The following is a 13,604-nucleotide window of genomic DNA, read 5'->3' on the forward strand; positions in this document are numbered from 1 at the left end:
TCAGTGCTTCCGCTTGCGGGAGGAGGAGGCGACGCCGGCCTTGTTGTCGGGGGCGTCGTTCATCTTGTTTTCGGGCGCGGGCGCCTGCTTCGCCTCGGGCGCACCGATCAGGCCGGTTTCCTCGAGGTGCTTGCGGTCGGCGGCGTTGGCAGGCTCGACTTCGTCGCCGGCCGTGTAGGTCGTTCCGTTGTGATGGAACGGGTGTTTTGCAACGAGTTTGGACATGGAAGCGCCTCCCAGAACGAGGCGACGCGGGAACCACTAGGCCCCCGCGTCGATGGATCAGGCGAAGGCGCCGCCGACGAAGGCGGTCGGGCGGGTCACGGTGAGGGCCAGACGCTCCTCGCCGCGCAGGGTCAGCATGTTGCGGACGAAGTTGTCGCGATCCTCTGAGGAGATCGCCACGTTCGCCTGCTCACGGTCCCAGATCTTCGCGGCCAGCGAGAACGCGCCGACCATGAAGGTGCCGACCGCCATCGCGTCGCTCTCGACCACGCGCATGCCCCAGAGACGGGGATCGGAGCCGGTCGTCACGGCCGAGTAGAGGTAGAGGCCGCCGGCATCCTTGAGCAGTTCGATGGTGGCCCAGTCCTGCGGGTTGAGCACGACTGCGGTCGCCGGGAAGAACGACTTGCGCACCTGAAGCTTCGCCCAGCGGATGTGATCCACCATGTTCGCGTTGGCCGGGATGCCGGTCGACGAGTAGGCGGTGCGCTGGGTGTAGATGCCGTTCATGTTGCCGGTGGCGCCGGAGCCGAGCAGGAGCTGGTTCTCCTCGACCTGCTCGAGACCCACGCGAAGGTCGCCATCGATGAGCGAGCCGAGCATCGGCACGTCGTCGTAGACCTGCTTCGACACGGGGATCCAGTGCGCGATCGTGACGACCGGCGCCTGCGCGGCAGTCCACGTCATCGCGCTCTCGGGCTTCAGAGCACCCTCGGCGACGATGGCGGCAGCGGTGGCGAGCGGACCCTGCACACCGTACTCGATGAGCTGGGAGTTCGTCTGTCCGACAGGGATCAGGTCGCGAACCATCAGGGGACGGTTCACGCGCGTGACCATGTCGGCCTGCTGCGCGGTCACGAGCGGATGGCGCGCGGCCGGAGCGGTCGGGGTGGTGATGATCGTCTTGAGTTCGATCGACACCGTGCCCTTGCCGCCGCGGGCGCCGAGCGACTTGAACTGCTCGTTCTCGGCGAAGATCTCCGAGGCGCGCTTGGTCTGCGGCTGCGAGCCGCCGAACAGGCCGGCGCGGTTGGCCTTGCGCTCGATCTCGTCGGCGCGGTCGGTCGCCTTCTTGATCTCAGTCTGGAGATCCTTCAGGTGGCCCTCAAGCACGACCGTGTCGGCCTTCTCGCCCTTGAGCTTGTCGATCACCTCGGCGAGGTCCGTGGTCTTCTTGTCCAGGGTCTCGTAGGTCGTTTTGATCTCGGTCTGCACGAGCTTGGTGAAATCGGTATCGTCCGCCATGAGGTCAGGTCCTTGCCTTGCGGATTGCATCGAGGAGGGCGCTTTTCAGCGTCTCCGGCTCGGGCTGTCCGCCAGCGTCCCGCGTGGCAGTCAGTGCGTCGAAACCACCTTTCAGCAGGGTCTCGACGTCTGTTCGGCTCATCTGCAGGCCGCGCTCCCGCGCGAAGTCGAGCAGCATGTTCCGGAACTCTCGGAATTGAAGGTCGGCCGCTTTCACGGCGCTGATGAGCGCGTGGCTGTCGGCCGGGAAGGTGACGATGCTGGCCTCGGCCAGGTTGATCTTCTTCAGCACCCGCACGCCGTCGCTGCGCTCGGATGAGCCGCCCGGCGGAATACTGAAACCGATGGAGATGCCGTCGACATGCCCCGCCTTCACGGATGCATAGGCATCCTCGGCGAGGCTATGGCCGGGGGTGAACTCGCCCTCGACGATTAGGCCCTTGTCGTCCTCGGCAAGTTTCGTCCAGCGCCCGATGACCTTCTCGGGATTGTGCTGCCAGAGCATCTTGATCCCGGTTTTGTTGGCCTTGATCGTGGCCGAGTAAGCGCCGGGAACGATGGTGTCCTTATAGCTGTCGATGTTGCCGAAGACGGAGGCGTAACCGCGCACAGTGCGCGCGTCTGCCTTCACCTCGACATCGTCGAGAGCGGTGAACTTGTATTCCATTGCTTGAAGCCTCGTCAGGCGGCGGGCAGCGCCGGGTCGGCGGGCGTGTTAGTGGCGTTCTGCGATCCGCGGAACAGTTCGTCGCCGCCGTCGATCGGGTCTTGGTCTTCCATGGCCCGGATCTCGTTCTGGGTGTGCCAAGCCGGCGCGCCGCCAGAGCCGAGGGCCTTGGTGTAGTATTCCGCCCGATCCTTCGCGGCGCCGCGCATCAGGCCCTGCAACAGGAAGTGCGAATAGCTGGCCGGGTCTTCGATCAGGTCGCGGTCGAGGGTGTTTTCCCAGCGCTGCACCCACGGGTCGAGGGTGTGAACGACATGAGCGATGAAGAACTGCTCCGACGAAGCGAAGGTGGCCGTCTTGTCCGCGGCCATGAGCATCAGCGGCAGCACGCGGAAGGCGCGACCGACCTCTTCAATCTGGAAACGACGGGTCTCGATGAGCTGCGCGTCGACCGCAGTCATGGTCATCGCAGCAAACTCCCAGCCGCCGTCGAGAACAGCGATGCCGCCTTCGCCGCCTACGCCGAACTTCTTCTGCCAGGCCTCGGTGAGCGCGTTCTTGGCATCCGGCGAGAGCGTGGCGCCCTTGTTGGCGAGGATGCCGCTCGGACGCCCGCCCGTGCGCTGCAAGGATGCCTGCGACTGTTCAAGACCGCGGGAAAGGCCGAGGAGAGCGCGGGCGATCCGCACAGTCGGCAGCCCTTCAATGCCGTTCAGGGTCGGGCCACGCAGATGGAACACGTCGACGGGGTCGAGATCGCGTTCCCGACCGTCAATTGTCGCCCGATACGAGAGGGTGCCCCCCTCGAATTTGACCGACATCAGCTCGGGTAGGATCGGGATCAGCTCGTCGATCTGGCCGTTCACGCGCGAGATGTACGAGAAAGCGTTCCCGCCGAGGACGGCGTGCATCGTCATCATCTCGCGCCACTCAAAACTCGTCATCCACGAGTTCGGCTTGCGGTGCAGAATGCTGTAGATTGGCTGGTCGGTGGCGAGTTCGCGGTAGGTCTTGCCGCCGCGCTGCACCTCCCGCATCACCTTGAGCGGCACCTGGGCAACGCCCTCGGCGATCACGCGCACGGCACAGAACACCGCGGCAAGCTGCAGCGCGCTCTCGGGCGTCAGGGCCACGTCTTGCGCGATGTAGCCCTCAACGATGCCCCGCGGCACATTGCGGATGAAGTTGTCGCCGTCAGACGGGCGCGGCCCCCATCTTGAGATCAGGTCTCCGAACCAACTCATGCTGTCATCGCCTACAGAACGAGGAGGGGAGAGGTTTCAAGGTAGGAAGGCGCAACGTCTTCTGTCCGATCTCGCGACTTGAGGCCTACGGCCATGGTCAGCGCCACCGCGCCGTCGATGCGGAACCGAGCCTTTTGCTTGTCCAGTTTGCGCCCATTGGCCGGGTCCATGACCGCAACCGCGTTCGCCACGTTCCACGTCAGAACCGGATTGGCCGGGTGCTTCAGCTTGCCTTCGATGATCGCCAACTCGAGCGCGTCGATGGCCGGCGTCATGTCTCGGAACCCCTGCCCCCAAGGGATGAGCCGCAGCCCATCGCCCTTCTCGCCATCCTTGTGGCAGTCGAAGTCGATGCGGCTGAACTCTTTGATGAGGTCGTCGATGCGCCAGCGATCGTAGGCCATGCCGAGGATGCGATAGCGCCCCCAGAGGTCAGCGACGAAGCGAGCTATCGTTTCCTTGTCGATCGACTTGCCAGGCGTAGTAAGCAGCTGCCCGTCCTTCGCCCATTCCTTGAACCGCTGGATGCCCTTGCCGAAGTCGCGCTTGCTGTGCTCCTCGAGCAGGGCTTCCGGCTTCCAGAGGAAGGGCTGAACCCGCGTCCCGCTCTCGGCGCTCACCATCACCAGGGCGGTGAGGTCGTTGATGCTCGACAGATCCAGGCCGAGGTAGACTTCTTCACCCTCGCGGATCGTCGCGTCGCCCGCGCATGCGGTCCATTCGGCCCGGCTGATGAGCGACGAGACCGGCGCCACGCGCTGGTTAAGGTAGAGATTGCGGAACTTCGGCTCCTCGGCCGGCATGCGAGCCGCTTTGCTCGCCGTGGCCTTGAGATCCGCCAGAGACCGGAAGTCGCCGAGCGCTGGGTTCGCCAGCTTCCAGACCTTCGGGTCAAAGATCTTCTCGTCCGGTGTCTCCTCGGGCACCGCGTACAGATGGCAGACGATGGATGCGTCACCGCCGGTCAGGCCGTCGTCGATCAGCTTGGAAAGGATGTGCTCCGGGTCGTTGGACTGGGTCGAGATGGTGCAGAACAGCGGCTCGGCGCGTGCGCCCATCGAAGTGTCGAGCACGTCGTAGAGTTCGCGATTGCGGGCCTGGGCCAACTCATCGAAGACGACAAACGACGGGTTGAGCCCGTGCTTCGTGCCCGCCTCAGCGCTGATGGCCTTGTAGAAGCTCCCGTTCGAATAGCAGGCGATGTGCTTCGTGCTGTCGACGACGCGGACCATGCCGGCGAGTTCGGCATCGGCACGCACGATCTGCGCGGCGACCTTGAACACCTGGGCGGCCTGCTCGCGGTCGTTGGCCGCAGAATAGATCTCGCCGTTCTCGATCGCTTCCGGCCCGACGAGATGCGCCAGGACCAGCGCCGCGATGAGAGCGGTTTTTCCGTTCTTGCGAGCGATGCTGAGGATGGCGCGTCGAACGAGGCGCCGACCGTCCGCACCGTGCGGCTCGTAGATGTCGCGGATGAAGCGCTTCTGCCAAGGACGCAGAATAAAGGGACCGCCCTGCCCCTCGCCGCTCGGGACCGTTAGTGCTTCGATAAACCGGATGACACGGTCTGCCCGGTCAACCCGTCGAACTTGCTTTTGGGTTTTTCTGCCGGGAGGTGCAGCGCGGCGCGGGCCTTCGGATTGAGCCCGAGCCGATCGCCGAGGCTGGCGATCAGCGACGCTTGCTGGTTGATGATTTTGAGCCATCCGTTCGGGGCCTCGTTGCCCGATGTGTTGAGCACGATCCACGCGAAGTCTGGGTTGCTGATCTCGTGTGCGGCCCGCTTGTGGATCGCCCAGGCCATCGCGAACGCCGCGAGCGAGTAGCTATCTAAAGCCGAGTAGATCTTCGGCGGCATCGAGCCCTTAATGACCTCGATGCAGGCCGCGGCATCGTCCGGCATGTGGTCCGGCACGAACGCATCGCCCAGACCCTCGATGCCGCTCTCAATGATGGGGCGTTTGCCGGGGGTGCCCTCCAACCGCTCGATAGCGGCGAGCTTCGGCTTAGGTCCACGCAGACCCATCGGGTTGTCCTAAATTCGCGAAAAACTTGCGGAGTTTGAAGGGGAGTTTGACAGCCGCCCTTTAGACTTTTTCTTTCCAGACTTTCGATACCCCCCTACCCTACTGTCGAGAGGCCATCCATCTATTCCGACTACTTGCCTTGCCTTGCCGCCCTTCTCTAGGGCCTGCTCATCCCTGTCGTGACAGTCAGTGCAGGATGAGGCGAAGGGGCCATTCCAGAACAGGGTCTCGTCGCCCTTGTGCGGGGTGACATGGTGGCAGACCGTTGCGGCTGTGATGACGCCCTGTCGTTGGCATCGCTCGCATAGGGGGTGGGCTTGAAGCTGCTGTGCCCTGATGGCTCGCCACCGGGCTAGGTTATACCAACCCTGCCAGGGCTGCTCTCGCCTGCGCTTGGCGTTGTGCTCTCGGTTGGCTTGGCGCTTCCATTCGGGCTTGGGCATCAGAGGGTGATGACCAACCAGAGGACCAACACGCAAAAGGGCCAGCCCCTTCGGACCAGCCCATCAGACGCAACGCGCCCTGTGAGACACTGCCCACGGCGCAGGGTCATTGTCAAGCCCCTACCACAGACGACATCAATGCTTGCCTGATCGCCATCCTCTGCCGCGCATAAGGTGCAAATCCAATTGCGCTCCTGGGAGGTCGGATCATTAGCGACATCCATGGGCTCGGTGCAATTCGGACAGAACCGCATCACTTCCACAACCTATGAAGGCTGTTAAGGCCGACCCGCAAAGCGCCCCGCGTATCATCGTTGCGAGGATAGCTGTCGAGCGTGCAGACCAGGGTCAACGCCTGGTAGGCCGCTCGCGCCTCGCCGGTCTCCTCCAGCGCCCGCATCGCAGCAGACCAATCCTTGCGCAGCGCGGCCAGTTGCTCGGACGGCCTTTCCGTCGCCGTAGACCGGCCGCCACCGCCCTCCAGCGTCTGAGGGGCAACACGATAGCTCACACCCTCGCAATCGCGCCCGTGGGCCTCGTGCAGCGTTTTCCATCTCTCTCCGGCCTCGTACTGATCTCGAGTGATAGCGCGCTCGTTGTAGAGCCGGCCGAGAGCATGCCCGAGCTTTGGGTCATCAGGGTCTTTCTGGCCGCGGCGGTGAGGCTGATTGCGGACGGTCGCCATGATCTTCTCTTGGCTTTCCTCGACGCGACCGCGGACGGTGGTGGGACGCTGCACCCGTCCATTCCTCTCCCTTGCCTTCGGGACGATACGGAGAGCCGCGACTTTCTCAGGGGTGCTGGCGTAGGGCATGGGGCTCTATCCTGTGCGGGGGCGGGTTAGGCGAAGCGCTGCCAATTCAGTTCACGCTCTCGATGCTGCAAATGCTCCCAAGCATCCCGCGTCCAGACGGCATCGGCGAGCGCATAGTGCTCCTGCGTGTCTTGCTTCGGCAGGGTAGCGCCGAGCCGGTCTGCTTCCTGCTTCAAGTCGCGGCAATACATCGGCCAGCCATCCGGCAGATCGATCATGCGGCCGAAAAGCTGGCAAAGGACGACCCAATCGTAATCGGCGTAGTAAGCCCAGAACTCCGGCTTCTGACCGCAGAAGATGCGGACAGCATCGGCTATCGTGGCACGGCTGAAGCGATGCCCACGAAGATGCGGCACCACGTTCTCATGCACCCAAGGGTCAGCGCGAGAGAGGTCGCAATCGGCATTTTCCATGTATAGCGTACCGCCAATCTCGCTCACCATGCCGATGCTGATGAGGTCGATCGTCTTGCCGTCCTCGACGAACTCAGTGTCGAACCAGATCTTACCCATCACTTCTCTCCCGCTTGGTTCGCACGTTCGATGAGCCATTCGCCGAGACGACGGCATTCGGGGTTGGACAGGAAGAATTGTCCGTCCGCGTCCTGACCTTCTTCAGCCGTGAAGAGGACGCCATTGACCACGTCGTCGGCGCAGATGGCCGGAAAGATGCCGCCGCCGCGGAAGATCTCGCGCTCGCTCACGTCGCGCACTCCTCTATCTTCGGGGTACGGGGAGGAGCAGGAACCGGCATCCAGTGGGTCGGGTCTTGGATGCCAGGCAGGCCGACACCCTCATAGCCGCCCTCCTCGCTCATCGTTTGCCAGCGGCCATAGCCGAACTCAGCATCGACCTCCCGCCACTCAATCCCAGCGATCCGGTCGACAACCCAGAGGTCTACAGGCGTCCCGTCCTTCGGCGCAGTCTCAATCGGTTTCCACTCACCCATGGCTCACCCCCTCTGTCTTCCGCTGGGTCTCTGAGGAGGCGGGCCGAGACGACCGCATGATCCGCTCGTTCGCAGGGATGGCGGAACGAAGCTCGGCAAGGGTGGCCTCAAGGCGGGCCTTCATGGCGTCTTGATCGCGCTGAGGCAGGCTGCTGAAAGAAGGGGCTGGGCGGTCATCTTGAGGCTCCCATGGCTTACGCATCGGATGGCTCCTCTTGCGGCGGGTTCTCGGCAAGCCAGCGCTGCCAGTGCGAGCGGTTGTTGATGCTGACGGTGTCTTGCTCGGCAGGTGTCCGCCCAGTCTGCGCAGCAGGTGCCATGCTGGCCGCGGCCTCTACATCTCGAGCGGCCTGCTCGAGACCAGCCGCATTCGCTTCGCGCTGCGCCTCGGTCGGCACATAATCCGGCTCGGCCTCAAGGACGCGCTCGAGCCGCATAGCCTTGCCAGCGGCAACCGATGCGATGCGGAGGGCTAAACGGCGCAGCCGGGCGGTCGACGGGGCAAAGCTGTACTCGTCTTCACGAATGTCGCCTCCGGCCTCGCCACGCTGCCAGCGTGCCAGGGCCTCTCGAGTTGCCCAAAGCGGCACGTCGAATAGCGCCTCAAGGTAGCCCTTGGTCTTGGCTGCCGTCGTCTGCGCATCGGCGCGCTGCGGCGAGTAGGCGAGTAGGAGTTCGCCGATCACTGGGGCGATCTCTCGGGGACTGCTGAGCCGCGCCATCGCCTTAAGCTCGGCGATATGCTGGGAGATAAGTGACCGTTGCTCGTCCGTAGGGATCAGATGCGCCGGCATCGTCGGCGTTCGCTTCACGATTTGACCGCCCACCATCGTGATACGATCCGAACCCAGGTCGCTGACAGAATGCATCTGTTCCGAGAGCCAGGCCGGCGCCAACATGATCGAACTTGGTTCCGCCGCCGAAGCGCGAGGGATTAGGGCCAGTGCTTTGGGCATGGTCGGCTCTCCTGTCGGACAAAAGGCGGGTGACGTAGGGGATGGGATCTCCGGTGCCGTTCGCGACGGCCTCCTCGATGGCCCAGAGGACGCGACCGGCGTCGCCGTCGTTGTCTCGCAGCCAGCGCCCGATCATCTGCCTCGAGGGCTTGTCGGAAGCGCCAATGCTGACCAGGGCTGCCGGCCCCTCGAGCCAGAGACGATCCCGGAGCGGCATCGCGATCGGCTCGGCTTCAGCCGTGCCCGAAGCGTTAGCTTCGGAACTGTTCGATTGGTGGTTCCCTTGTGGTGGTTCCCCTTGTGAGGGATTAGCGGCAGGAGCTGCCGGTAGTGTTGGCGCCATTTGCCGGTTGATTTGGCGGGATTTGCCGGTTGTCTCGGCGCCATTTGCCGGTTGATTGATAACCGGCAGCTCATTCCGGTTAACAGCATCCATGTCGAACTTCAGGATGTCGGTGCCGCGGGTGCCGTCATCCCGCCAGCGGGCCTTCCGGCTGATGATGCCAGCCTCGACAAGCTCCTTGATCGCGGTGCGCACCGTGCGCTCGCTCATCTCAAGGGTTTCGGCCAGCGTGCCCTGAGAGGGCCAAGCGCGCCCTTTCTCGTCGGCATAGTCCGCGAGAAGCAGGAGGACGGCCTTGCGGGTCTGACCGCCGGCCGTGACGCGCTTTGCCCAGTTCAGGACGTCATTGCTCATGGTCAGTCCCGAGACAGGCGTGACAGGGTCGCGAAGCGGGCCAGGACGTACCGGCGCGGCAAAGCGGGCATGGCGTTGAGCAGACGGCGGGCCTCGTCACGACGATCGCTGTTCGTGACGTCGCCAAGTATCTGGCGGGCTGCGTGAGCCTCAGGAGCGACTTCACAAGCCCTGGTGAGGCGTAGAGCCAGCTTGCCGCGGCGCTCGTTGGTGAGGCCGTCCTGGAAAGGGCCGAGGCCGTCGAAGAGGTTATCCGGCATGTGCGAGCCCCCGCTTGCGAACAGGGACAGGCTGGGTCTCGATGACCTGCACGAAGCAGTCGTCATGGTGCTCAGACCAGCCGATCTGGATGCGCTGGCAATCGCTGTCGTCGCGGACGGCGCCGATGCTCACCAAGAGATCGCTGACGGCTTTCTCGAGGTTGCCGATGTCCCGCGGGCGATTGTCCGGCTTGCCGATCTGGATGATGAGCGCGTAAGGGCCAGTGATCTTCCGACCGTCCTTAGCCGCCAGCGCGACGATCCACTCGTTGGCCTTGACCCACTTCTTGTAGGCCGATGCCTTTACCCGGCCGACGCCAGTGACGTTGCGAGTGAGCACGTTCACGCTCGGCGGCATGGAGACGGTGAAAGAGATCATGCCACTGCCTCGCGGATCGCAGAGACAGGGCAATCGGGCTGATTGTCGTACTTGCCACCCGCATAGGTGCGCTCGGGCGGGGCCATCATCTGGTGGAAGACGATCTGGGCGATGGGCTGGCCGGCACGCAGCAGCACGGGGCCGGGCGCGTGGCAGGTGATCTCGAGCGTGAGGTAGCCGGACCAGCCGGGCTCGAGGCAGGTGTTGAACAAGCTGATGCCCTGCCGAGCGAGCGTGCTCTTGTCGAGAACGAAGGCCATCACGTCATTCGGGATGACGAAATGCTCAATCGTCGAGGCAAGGCAGAACTCGCCCTGCGTCAGGGTGCGGTTCTGCTTGATCCGCACGTCGTAGCCGGCGTGAGACAGCCCGAAGCTCAACCCGGTCTCATGCACGCGCCGCTCAAGGAACGGCACGACCATAGGCCGATCCTCGCCGCCATAGAGAGGCAGCCGACGCTCACGGATCATGTAATCGGGCAGGATCACGGGCGGCCCCCAAAAGTACAGCGAAAGACATCAGTCATTGCGAGCCCTCCGACGCCATCGCATCAGCTTTGCCTTTTGCCTGTCGAAGAACAGCCCGAGCCTTAGCAACACGAGGGCTACGAGCCCCGGCGACGGCGGCGGTGATCTCGGCGTCATGGGCAAGCTTTCTTAGTTGGCGTTGACGCTCGTTTTCGTAGGCAGCCGCGATGGCGTTCGCGACGTCTGCCCAGATGCGCTTGGGAGCCCGGTAGCGAAGCGACCAGAGGGCGCCGTATTCGATGCCGTGGCGCTGGGCGATCCGGCGCAGGGCGTTGTCCGTGTCGCCGGGGCCGCGGCTTTCCCAGCGCAGCATTTCGCTGGCGAGGCCCTTGGCCTCAATGACTTCAGCCGTGACCATTTGCAGATCCCGCAAACAGGTTTTGCACATCGTCAGATCCGATCGGTGTTGAGTGATCCTCAGCAGCGAGCGGGGAGACGGTGCAGTGACCGAGAGAGGCATCCCGGCCGGGCGACATGGTGAATTCGAGATTGCCGCCGATGCTTCGTGGTTGGAGCACATCGAGCGGGTACGCGAAGGAGGGAAGCGCTACCGGCCGGCAAGCCGTAGCGATCGCCCGTCCGTCAATGAGCAGTCCATCGGGGCCGGCAAGCCTCGTCGGAAAGCAGAACAACTGAAACTGGATCTGAGGGCAGCGCATCTAAGCTGCCTCAGCAAAGGGCCGAGGGCGGTCAGCAAGAACAGGCAGGAAGCCCGCGCCATACCGAATACCGACCTCAAGACCGAGCCAGTGAAACAAAGGGGCGGCGCGGTTACGCAGAACAGACAGATACCGCGCCGGATCTAGGGGACCTCCTTCATCGGAGTGCCCCCAGAATGCGTGATGGATCTCGGCATAGGAGACCAAGCCGCCATGACCGCAGATCAGCATGACGACGAACTTGAAATTCAGGCAGCCATTGACCGGCTTGCGGTTCGGGTCACGATGACCGCGGGAGGAAACGAACCAAGCCTCGCCAGCCTGCCAGACCGTTTGATGCACAATGTCGATGACGACAGCATCAGGCTTCCGAAGAGAGATGCGCCCGGCATTGCGTGTCGCGAAGATGACGCTACGGCCGCTCATGCCTGGGCAGCCGGCGCTTGAGCAGTCCGCGCAGCATATCGACGGTCTTGATAGCGAGCGACGATGCCCGCAACAGTGCTCTCCGCGAAGCTGCAGTCCTCAGCAATATCGAGCGTATCCATGCCGCGGAGCCAGCGCGTCACCACCGACCGAACGACGGTGGGATGATGGTACTCGTCGAGGAAGGCTTCGTTATAGCCGGCAATACGCGGAGCTGGCATGGCTCAGGCTCCCATGAAGCCCGCGCACACAGCGCAGACATAGACATACGGGGCTGCGATCAGAGCGAGGGTGCTCATGGTCAGGCTCCTGCGGGGCTGATGACTTGGGGAAGGTCGGAAGAGGCTGCCGGGATGCGGTCGAGACCGCTCCAGAGGTCAGTGCGAGCCTCAAGGCCGAGAGCATGAAGCTTCCGACTGATCGCCATGTGCGTGCTGGCAGGGAAGCGGCCGCGGCCGTTCGTCTTCCAGTTCCAAATGGCTCTTGTAGATGCCCCAGTGATGCGGCGGATCTCGGCAGAACCGATAACCCGGATCACGTCGTCCGTTGTGAGGAGGGGCTGAGGTCGCTTGCTCATGTCCCCAACCTAATCCACGAAACGTGGATTGGTCAAGTCCACAAATCGGTGATGGCTGGTGAACGGCCATCTTTTTACAATCGGGGCATGACAGCGAACACGACAGAAGCGCCCGAGAGCAAATCTCAAATCGGGGCGCGATTGGTGCTGACGCGTGAAGCTCTAGGGCTGTCGCAAAAAGAGTTTGCCGAGGCCTGCGGGATTTCGAACACCCGCCTCGAAGGCTACGAGAGCGGGCGCAACCTCTTAAAGCCCGAGGTTGCCGTTCTCGTCATCAAGGCCGCGGGCGCTGCCCGGGTGGATTTCAATTGGCTCTACCACGGCGATCTCAGCGGGCTTTCGCACGCAATTGCTGAGAAAATCAAAGCGGCGATGCCAGGTCACGCCGCGGCTTAGTTCCCACCACTTATGAGCTTGGGTGGCATTCGCGCTGGAAGTTGCGCGGCGGGCTGCTGGTCCAAGAAGTGATGCACAAGCCAGTTCAGATGGTCCACAACCGCGCGCGCTTCCTGCGGGTTTTGCGGCAATTGCACCGCAAGCTGCAGCGCGAGGCCTCTCGCCCGAGCGTCCGAAAGCTTCTTGGCGTCTGAGCCATTTGGCATCTTTGCTCCAGTTCAGGTGTATGGAATTGCACTTTAACGTGTCATAAGGAAAAATCTACCGCCCTATTCTGCGGCTAAAGAACGGAGCACGAACGAATAAAAATCCACGTATCGTGGAAATAGGGCTGGACGCGTCCACGTTCCGTGGATAGTATCTCTCCATCGGCTTCCGGCCATGGAGAGCGCCTTGCCCTTCGGTTCCTACCTCAACTCCCTTCCTGCTGATGACGCGCTGATCGCGTCCAGCCTGACCGTCGCTTTCGGTCTGATGGCTGTGTGCGCCCTCGGCGCGCTGATCGTCGGCCGCCTTCTCGCCCCCCGCGCTGGGGAGGCTTGAGATGTTGGCTCGAAACCCGATCATCCAGGCCGATTGCTGGGACGACACCAGTAAGACCACGTCCGAGTACACCAAGGATGGTACGGTCGTCGGCAACGTCTACTGCTATTTCGGTCTCTGGTACGCTCAGTTCGCGCCGGCCGATGCTGCTAGTCCGACCACTCGCGAAGACCTCTACGGTGGTCTTGGTCTGCCGAGCCGCATCGCCGCGAAGGTGATCGTTGAGAACGCCATCGCTGCCGGTCAGACGACCTCACGTCGCCGCAAGTTCAAGCCGCAGCCCATCGGCCGAGATCCTGACGATGAGCACAAGCTCACTGTCTATGACGTCCTTCGTCAGTCGGCGGTGCGCTGATGAACGCGCCCTCCTCCCTTGATCTCGTCTACTCCGAGATCAACGCCCTCGGCGGCTACGTCAATCCGAAAGACAGTGATGCCGTCGCCCGCGACGAGCTTCTTGGCGAAGTCCTCGCGATCCTTGAGCGCCACGGCGCCCGCGATGCTGCCCTGCGTCATCCAGCTAATCCTTCGGACTACCAGTCCGGCTTCCAGTCATTCGTGGGGTACTGAG

General features: G+C 63.2%; 22 protein-coding genes. 4 read left to right on the top strand and 18 right to left on the bottom strand.

The window, feature by feature from the left end; translation table 11 throughout:
• The 18 genes from AC0IY1_RS06595 to AC0IY1_RS06680 form a co-directional block, all read right to left on the bottom strand.
• Window positions 1-225, bottom strand: a complete 225-nt coding sequence (locus tag AC0IY1_RS06595; RefSeq protein WP_471768555.1) for a hypothetical protein — start codon at window positions 223-225, stop codon at window positions 1-3.
• A 57-nt stretch (window positions 226-282) separates the two neighbouring features.
• Window positions 283-1,470 carry a phage major capsid protein gene (locus AC0IY1_RS06600; protein ID WP_471768556.1) on the bottom strand — a complete coding sequence of 396 codons (1,188 nt, stop codon included), beginning with the start codon at window positions 1,468-1,470 and terminating at the stop codon, window positions 283-285.
• Window positions 1,471-1,474: 4 nt separating this feature from the next.
• The gene (locus AC0IY1_RS06605) at window positions 1,475-2,137 is read right to left on the bottom strand and encodes an HK97 family phage prohead protease (protein ID WP_471768558.1); all 663 of its coding nucleotides are present in this window, start codon (window positions 2,135-2,137) and stop codon (window positions 1,475-1,477) included.
• A 14-nt stretch (window positions 2,138-2,151) separates the two neighbouring features.
• The gene (locus tag AC0IY1_RS06610; RefSeq protein ID WP_471768560.1) at window positions 2,152-3,381 is read right to left on the bottom strand and encodes a phage portal protein; all 1,230 of its coding nucleotides are present in this window, start codon (window positions 3,379-3,381) and stop codon (window positions 2,152-2,154) included.
• 11 nt (window positions 3,382-3,392) lie between these two features.
• A complete protein-coding gene (locus AC0IY1_RS06615) occupies window positions 3,393-4,940 on the bottom strand; it encodes a terminase large subunit (RefSeq protein WP_471768679.1) in 1,548 nt (515 codons plus the stop codon).
• Window positions 4,919-5,407, bottom strand: a complete 489-nt coding sequence (locus AC0IY1_RS06620) for a P27 family phage terminase small subunit (protein ID WP_471768562.1) — start codon at window positions 5,405-5,407, stop codon at window positions 4,919-4,921. Before AC0IY1_RS06620 ends, AC0IY1_RS06615 begins: the two co-directional genes overlap by 22 nt.
• 697 nt (window positions 5,408-6,104) lie before the next feature.
• Window positions 6,105-6,665 carry a hypothetical protein gene (locus tag AC0IY1_RS06625; RefSeq protein ID WP_471768564.1) on the bottom strand — a complete coding sequence of 187 codons (561 nt, stop codon included), beginning with the start codon at window positions 6,663-6,665 and terminating at the stop codon, window positions 6,105-6,107.
• A 26-nt stretch (window positions 6,666-6,691) separates the two neighbouring features.
• Window positions 6,692-7,177, bottom strand: coding sequence for a 3'-5' exoribonuclease domain-containing protein (locus AC0IY1_RS06630; protein WP_471768565.1), 486 nt, complete (start codon window positions 7,175-7,177; stop codon window positions 6,692-6,694).
• Window positions 7,177-7,368 (bottom strand): hypothetical protein, encoded by a 192-nt coding sequence (locus AC0IY1_RS06635; RefSeq protein ID WP_471768566.1) that lies wholly within the window; start codon window positions 7,366-7,368, stop codon window positions 7,177-7,179. The genes AC0IY1_RS06630 and AC0IY1_RS06635 overlap by 1 nt, the downstream gene beginning before the upstream one ends.
• On the bottom strand, window positions 7,365-7,613 hold the full coding sequence (locus AC0IY1_RS06640) for a DUF551 domain-containing protein (RefSeq protein ID WP_471768567.1): 249 nt from the start codon (window positions 7,611-7,613) through the stop codon (window positions 7,365-7,367). The genes AC0IY1_RS06635 and AC0IY1_RS06640 overlap by 4 nt, the downstream gene beginning before the upstream one ends.
• A gap of 194 nt (window positions 7,614-7,807) precedes the next feature.
• Window positions 7,808-8,335 carry a hypothetical protein gene (locus AC0IY1_RS06645; RefSeq protein ID WP_471768569.1) on the bottom strand — a complete coding sequence of 176 codons (528 nt, stop codon included), beginning with the start codon at window positions 8,333-8,335 and terminating at the stop codon, window positions 7,808-7,810.
• 4 nt (window positions 8,336-8,339) lie between these two features.
• The gene (locus AC0IY1_RS06650; protein ID WP_471768570.1) at window positions 8,340-9,266 is read right to left on the bottom strand and encodes a helix-turn-helix domain-containing protein; all 927 of its coding nucleotides are present in this window, start codon (window positions 9,264-9,266) and stop codon (window positions 8,340-8,342) included.
• Between the two features lie 2 nt (window positions 9,267-9,268).
• Window positions 9,269-9,526, bottom strand: coding sequence for a hypothetical protein (locus AC0IY1_RS06655; RefSeq protein WP_471768572.1), 258 nt, complete (start codon window positions 9,524-9,526; stop codon window positions 9,269-9,271).
• Window positions 9,516-9,905 carry a RusA family crossover junction endodeoxyribonuclease gene (locus AC0IY1_RS06660; RefSeq protein WP_471768573.1) on the bottom strand — a complete coding sequence of 130 codons (390 nt, stop codon included), beginning with the start codon at window positions 9,903-9,905 and terminating at the stop codon, window positions 9,516-9,518. The genes AC0IY1_RS06655 and AC0IY1_RS06660 overlap by 11 nt, the downstream gene beginning before the upstream one ends.
• Window positions 9,902-10,393, bottom strand: a complete 492-nt coding sequence (gene dcd, locus AC0IY1_RS06665) for a dCTP deaminase (RefSeq protein ID WP_471768575.1) — start codon at window positions 10,391-10,393, stop codon at window positions 9,902-9,904. Before dcd ends, AC0IY1_RS06660 begins: the two co-directional genes overlap by 4 nt.
• A 34-nt stretch (window positions 10,394-10,427) precedes the next feature.
• Window positions 10,428-10,820 (bottom strand): hypothetical protein, encoded by a 393-nt coding sequence (locus AC0IY1_RS06670; RefSeq protein WP_471768577.1) that lies wholly within the window; start codon window positions 10,818-10,820, stop codon window positions 10,428-10,430.
• A gap of 271 nt (window positions 10,821-11,091) precedes the next feature.
• A complete protein-coding gene (locus AC0IY1_RS06675) occupies window positions 11,092-11,517 on the bottom strand; it encodes a hypothetical protein (RefSeq protein ID WP_471768579.1) in 426 nt (141 codons plus the stop codon).
• The gene (locus tag AC0IY1_RS06680) at window positions 11,514-11,738 is read right to left on the bottom strand and encodes a hypothetical protein (RefSeq protein WP_471768581.1); all 225 of its coding nucleotides are present in this window, start codon (window positions 11,736-11,738) and stop codon (window positions 11,514-11,516) included. Before AC0IY1_RS06680 ends, AC0IY1_RS06675 begins: the two co-directional genes overlap by 4 nt.
• A gap of 443 nt (window positions 11,739-12,181) precedes the next feature.
• Here AC0IY1_RS06680 and AC0IY1_RS06685 point away from each other — a divergent pair, with 443 nt between their 5' ends.
• The 4 genes from AC0IY1_RS06685 to AC0IY1_RS06700 all read left to right on the top strand — a co-directional run bounded on the left by AC0IY1_RS06685 (window position 12,182) and on the right by AC0IY1_RS06700 (window position 13,603).
• Window positions 12,182-12,490, top strand: coding sequence for a helix-turn-helix domain-containing protein (locus AC0IY1_RS06685; protein WP_471768583.1), 309 nt, complete (start codon window positions 12,182-12,184; stop codon window positions 12,488-12,490).
• Between the two features lie 393 nt (window positions 12,491-12,883).
• The gene (locus tag AC0IY1_RS06690; protein ID WP_471768584.1) at window positions 12,884-13,033 is read left to right on the top strand and encodes a hypothetical protein; all 150 of its coding nucleotides are present in this window, start codon (window positions 12,884-12,886) and stop codon (window positions 13,031-13,033) included.
• A 1-nt stretch (window position 13,034) separates the two neighbouring features.
• Window positions 13,035-13,388, top strand: a complete 354-nt coding sequence (locus AC0IY1_RS06695; protein WP_471768585.1) for a hypothetical protein — start codon at window positions 13,035-13,037, stop codon at window positions 13,386-13,388.
• Window positions 13,388-13,603, top strand: coding sequence for a hypothetical protein (locus AC0IY1_RS06700; protein ID WP_471768586.1), 216 nt, complete (start codon window positions 13,388-13,390; stop codon window positions 13,601-13,603). Before AC0IY1_RS06695 ends, AC0IY1_RS06700 begins: the two co-directional genes overlap by 1 nt.
• Window position 13,604: the final 1 nt, after the last annotated feature.

The sequence above is a fragment of the Methylobacterium sp. AC690 genome (assembly GCF_979256535.1).

Coding starts and splice junctions, on each gene's coding strand:
- AC0IY1_RS06595 (WP_471768555.1), bottom strand. CDS start 225: ATGTCCAAACTCGTTGCAAAACACCCGTTCCATCACAACGGAACGACC.
- AC0IY1_RS06600 (WP_471768556.1), bottom strand. CDS start 1,470: ATGGCGGACGATACCGATTTCACCAAGCTCGTGCAGACCGAGATCAAA.
- AC0IY1_RS06605 (WP_471768558.1), bottom strand. CDS start 2,137: ATGGAATACAAGTTCACCGCTCTCGACGATGTCGAGGTGAAGGCAGAC.
- AC0IY1_RS06610 (WP_471768560.1), bottom strand. CDS start 3,381: ATGAGTTGGTTCGGAGACCTGATCTCAAGATGGGGGCCGCGCCCGTCT.
- AC0IY1_RS06620 (WP_471768562.1), bottom strand. CDS start 5,407: ATGGGTCTGCGTGGACCTAAGCCGAAGCTCGCCGCTATCGAGCGGTTG.
- AC0IY1_RS06625 (WP_471768564.1), bottom strand. CDS start 6,665: ATGCCCTACGCCAGCACCCCTGAGAAAGTCGCGGCTCTCCGTATCGTC.
- AC0IY1_RS06630 (WP_471768565.1), bottom strand. CDS start 7,177: ATGGGTAAGATCTGGTTCGACACTGAGTTCGTCGAGGACGGCAAGACG.
- AC0IY1_RS06640 (WP_471768567.1), bottom strand. CDS start 7,613: ATGGGTGAGTGGAAACCGATTGAGACTGCGCCGAAGGACGGGACGCCT.
- AC0IY1_RS06645 (WP_471768569.1), bottom strand. CDS start 8,335: ATGGCGCGGCTCAGCAGTCCCCGAGAGATCGCCCCAGTGATCGGCGAA.
- AC0IY1_RS06650 (WP_471768570.1), bottom strand. CDS start 9,266: ATGAGCAATGACGTCCTGAACTGGGCAAAGCGCGTCACGGCCGGCGGT.
- AC0IY1_RS06655 (WP_471768572.1), bottom strand. CDS start 9,526: ATGCCGGATAACCTCTTCGACGGCCTCGGCCCTTTCCAGGACGGCCTC.
- AC0IY1_RS06660 (WP_471768573.1), bottom strand. CDS start 9,905: ATGATCTCTTTCACCGTCTCCATGCCGCCGAGCGTGAACGTGCTCACT.
- AC0IY1_RS06670 (WP_471768577.1), bottom strand. CDS start 10,820: ATGTGCAAAACCTGTTTGCGGGATCTGCAAATGGTCACGGCTGAAGTC.
- AC0IY1_RS06675 (WP_471768579.1), bottom strand. CDS start 11,517: ATGAGCGGCCGTAGCGTCATCTTCGCGACACGCAATGCCGGGCGCATC.
- AC0IY1_RS06680 (WP_471768581.1), bottom strand. CDS start 11,738: ATGCCAGCTCCGCGTATTGCCGGCTATAACGAAGCCTTCCTCGACGAG.
- AC0IY1_RS06685 (WP_471768583.1), top strand. CDS start 12,182: ATGACAGCGAACACGACAGAAGCGCCCGAGAGCAAATCTCAAATCGGG.
- AC0IY1_RS06695 (WP_471768585.1), top strand. CDS start 13,035: ATGTTGGCTCGAAACCCGATCATCCAGGCCGATTGCTGGGACGACACC.
- AC0IY1_RS06700 (WP_471768586.1), top strand. CDS start 13,388: ATGAACGCGCCCTCCTCCCTTGATCTCGTCTACTCCGAGATCAACGCC.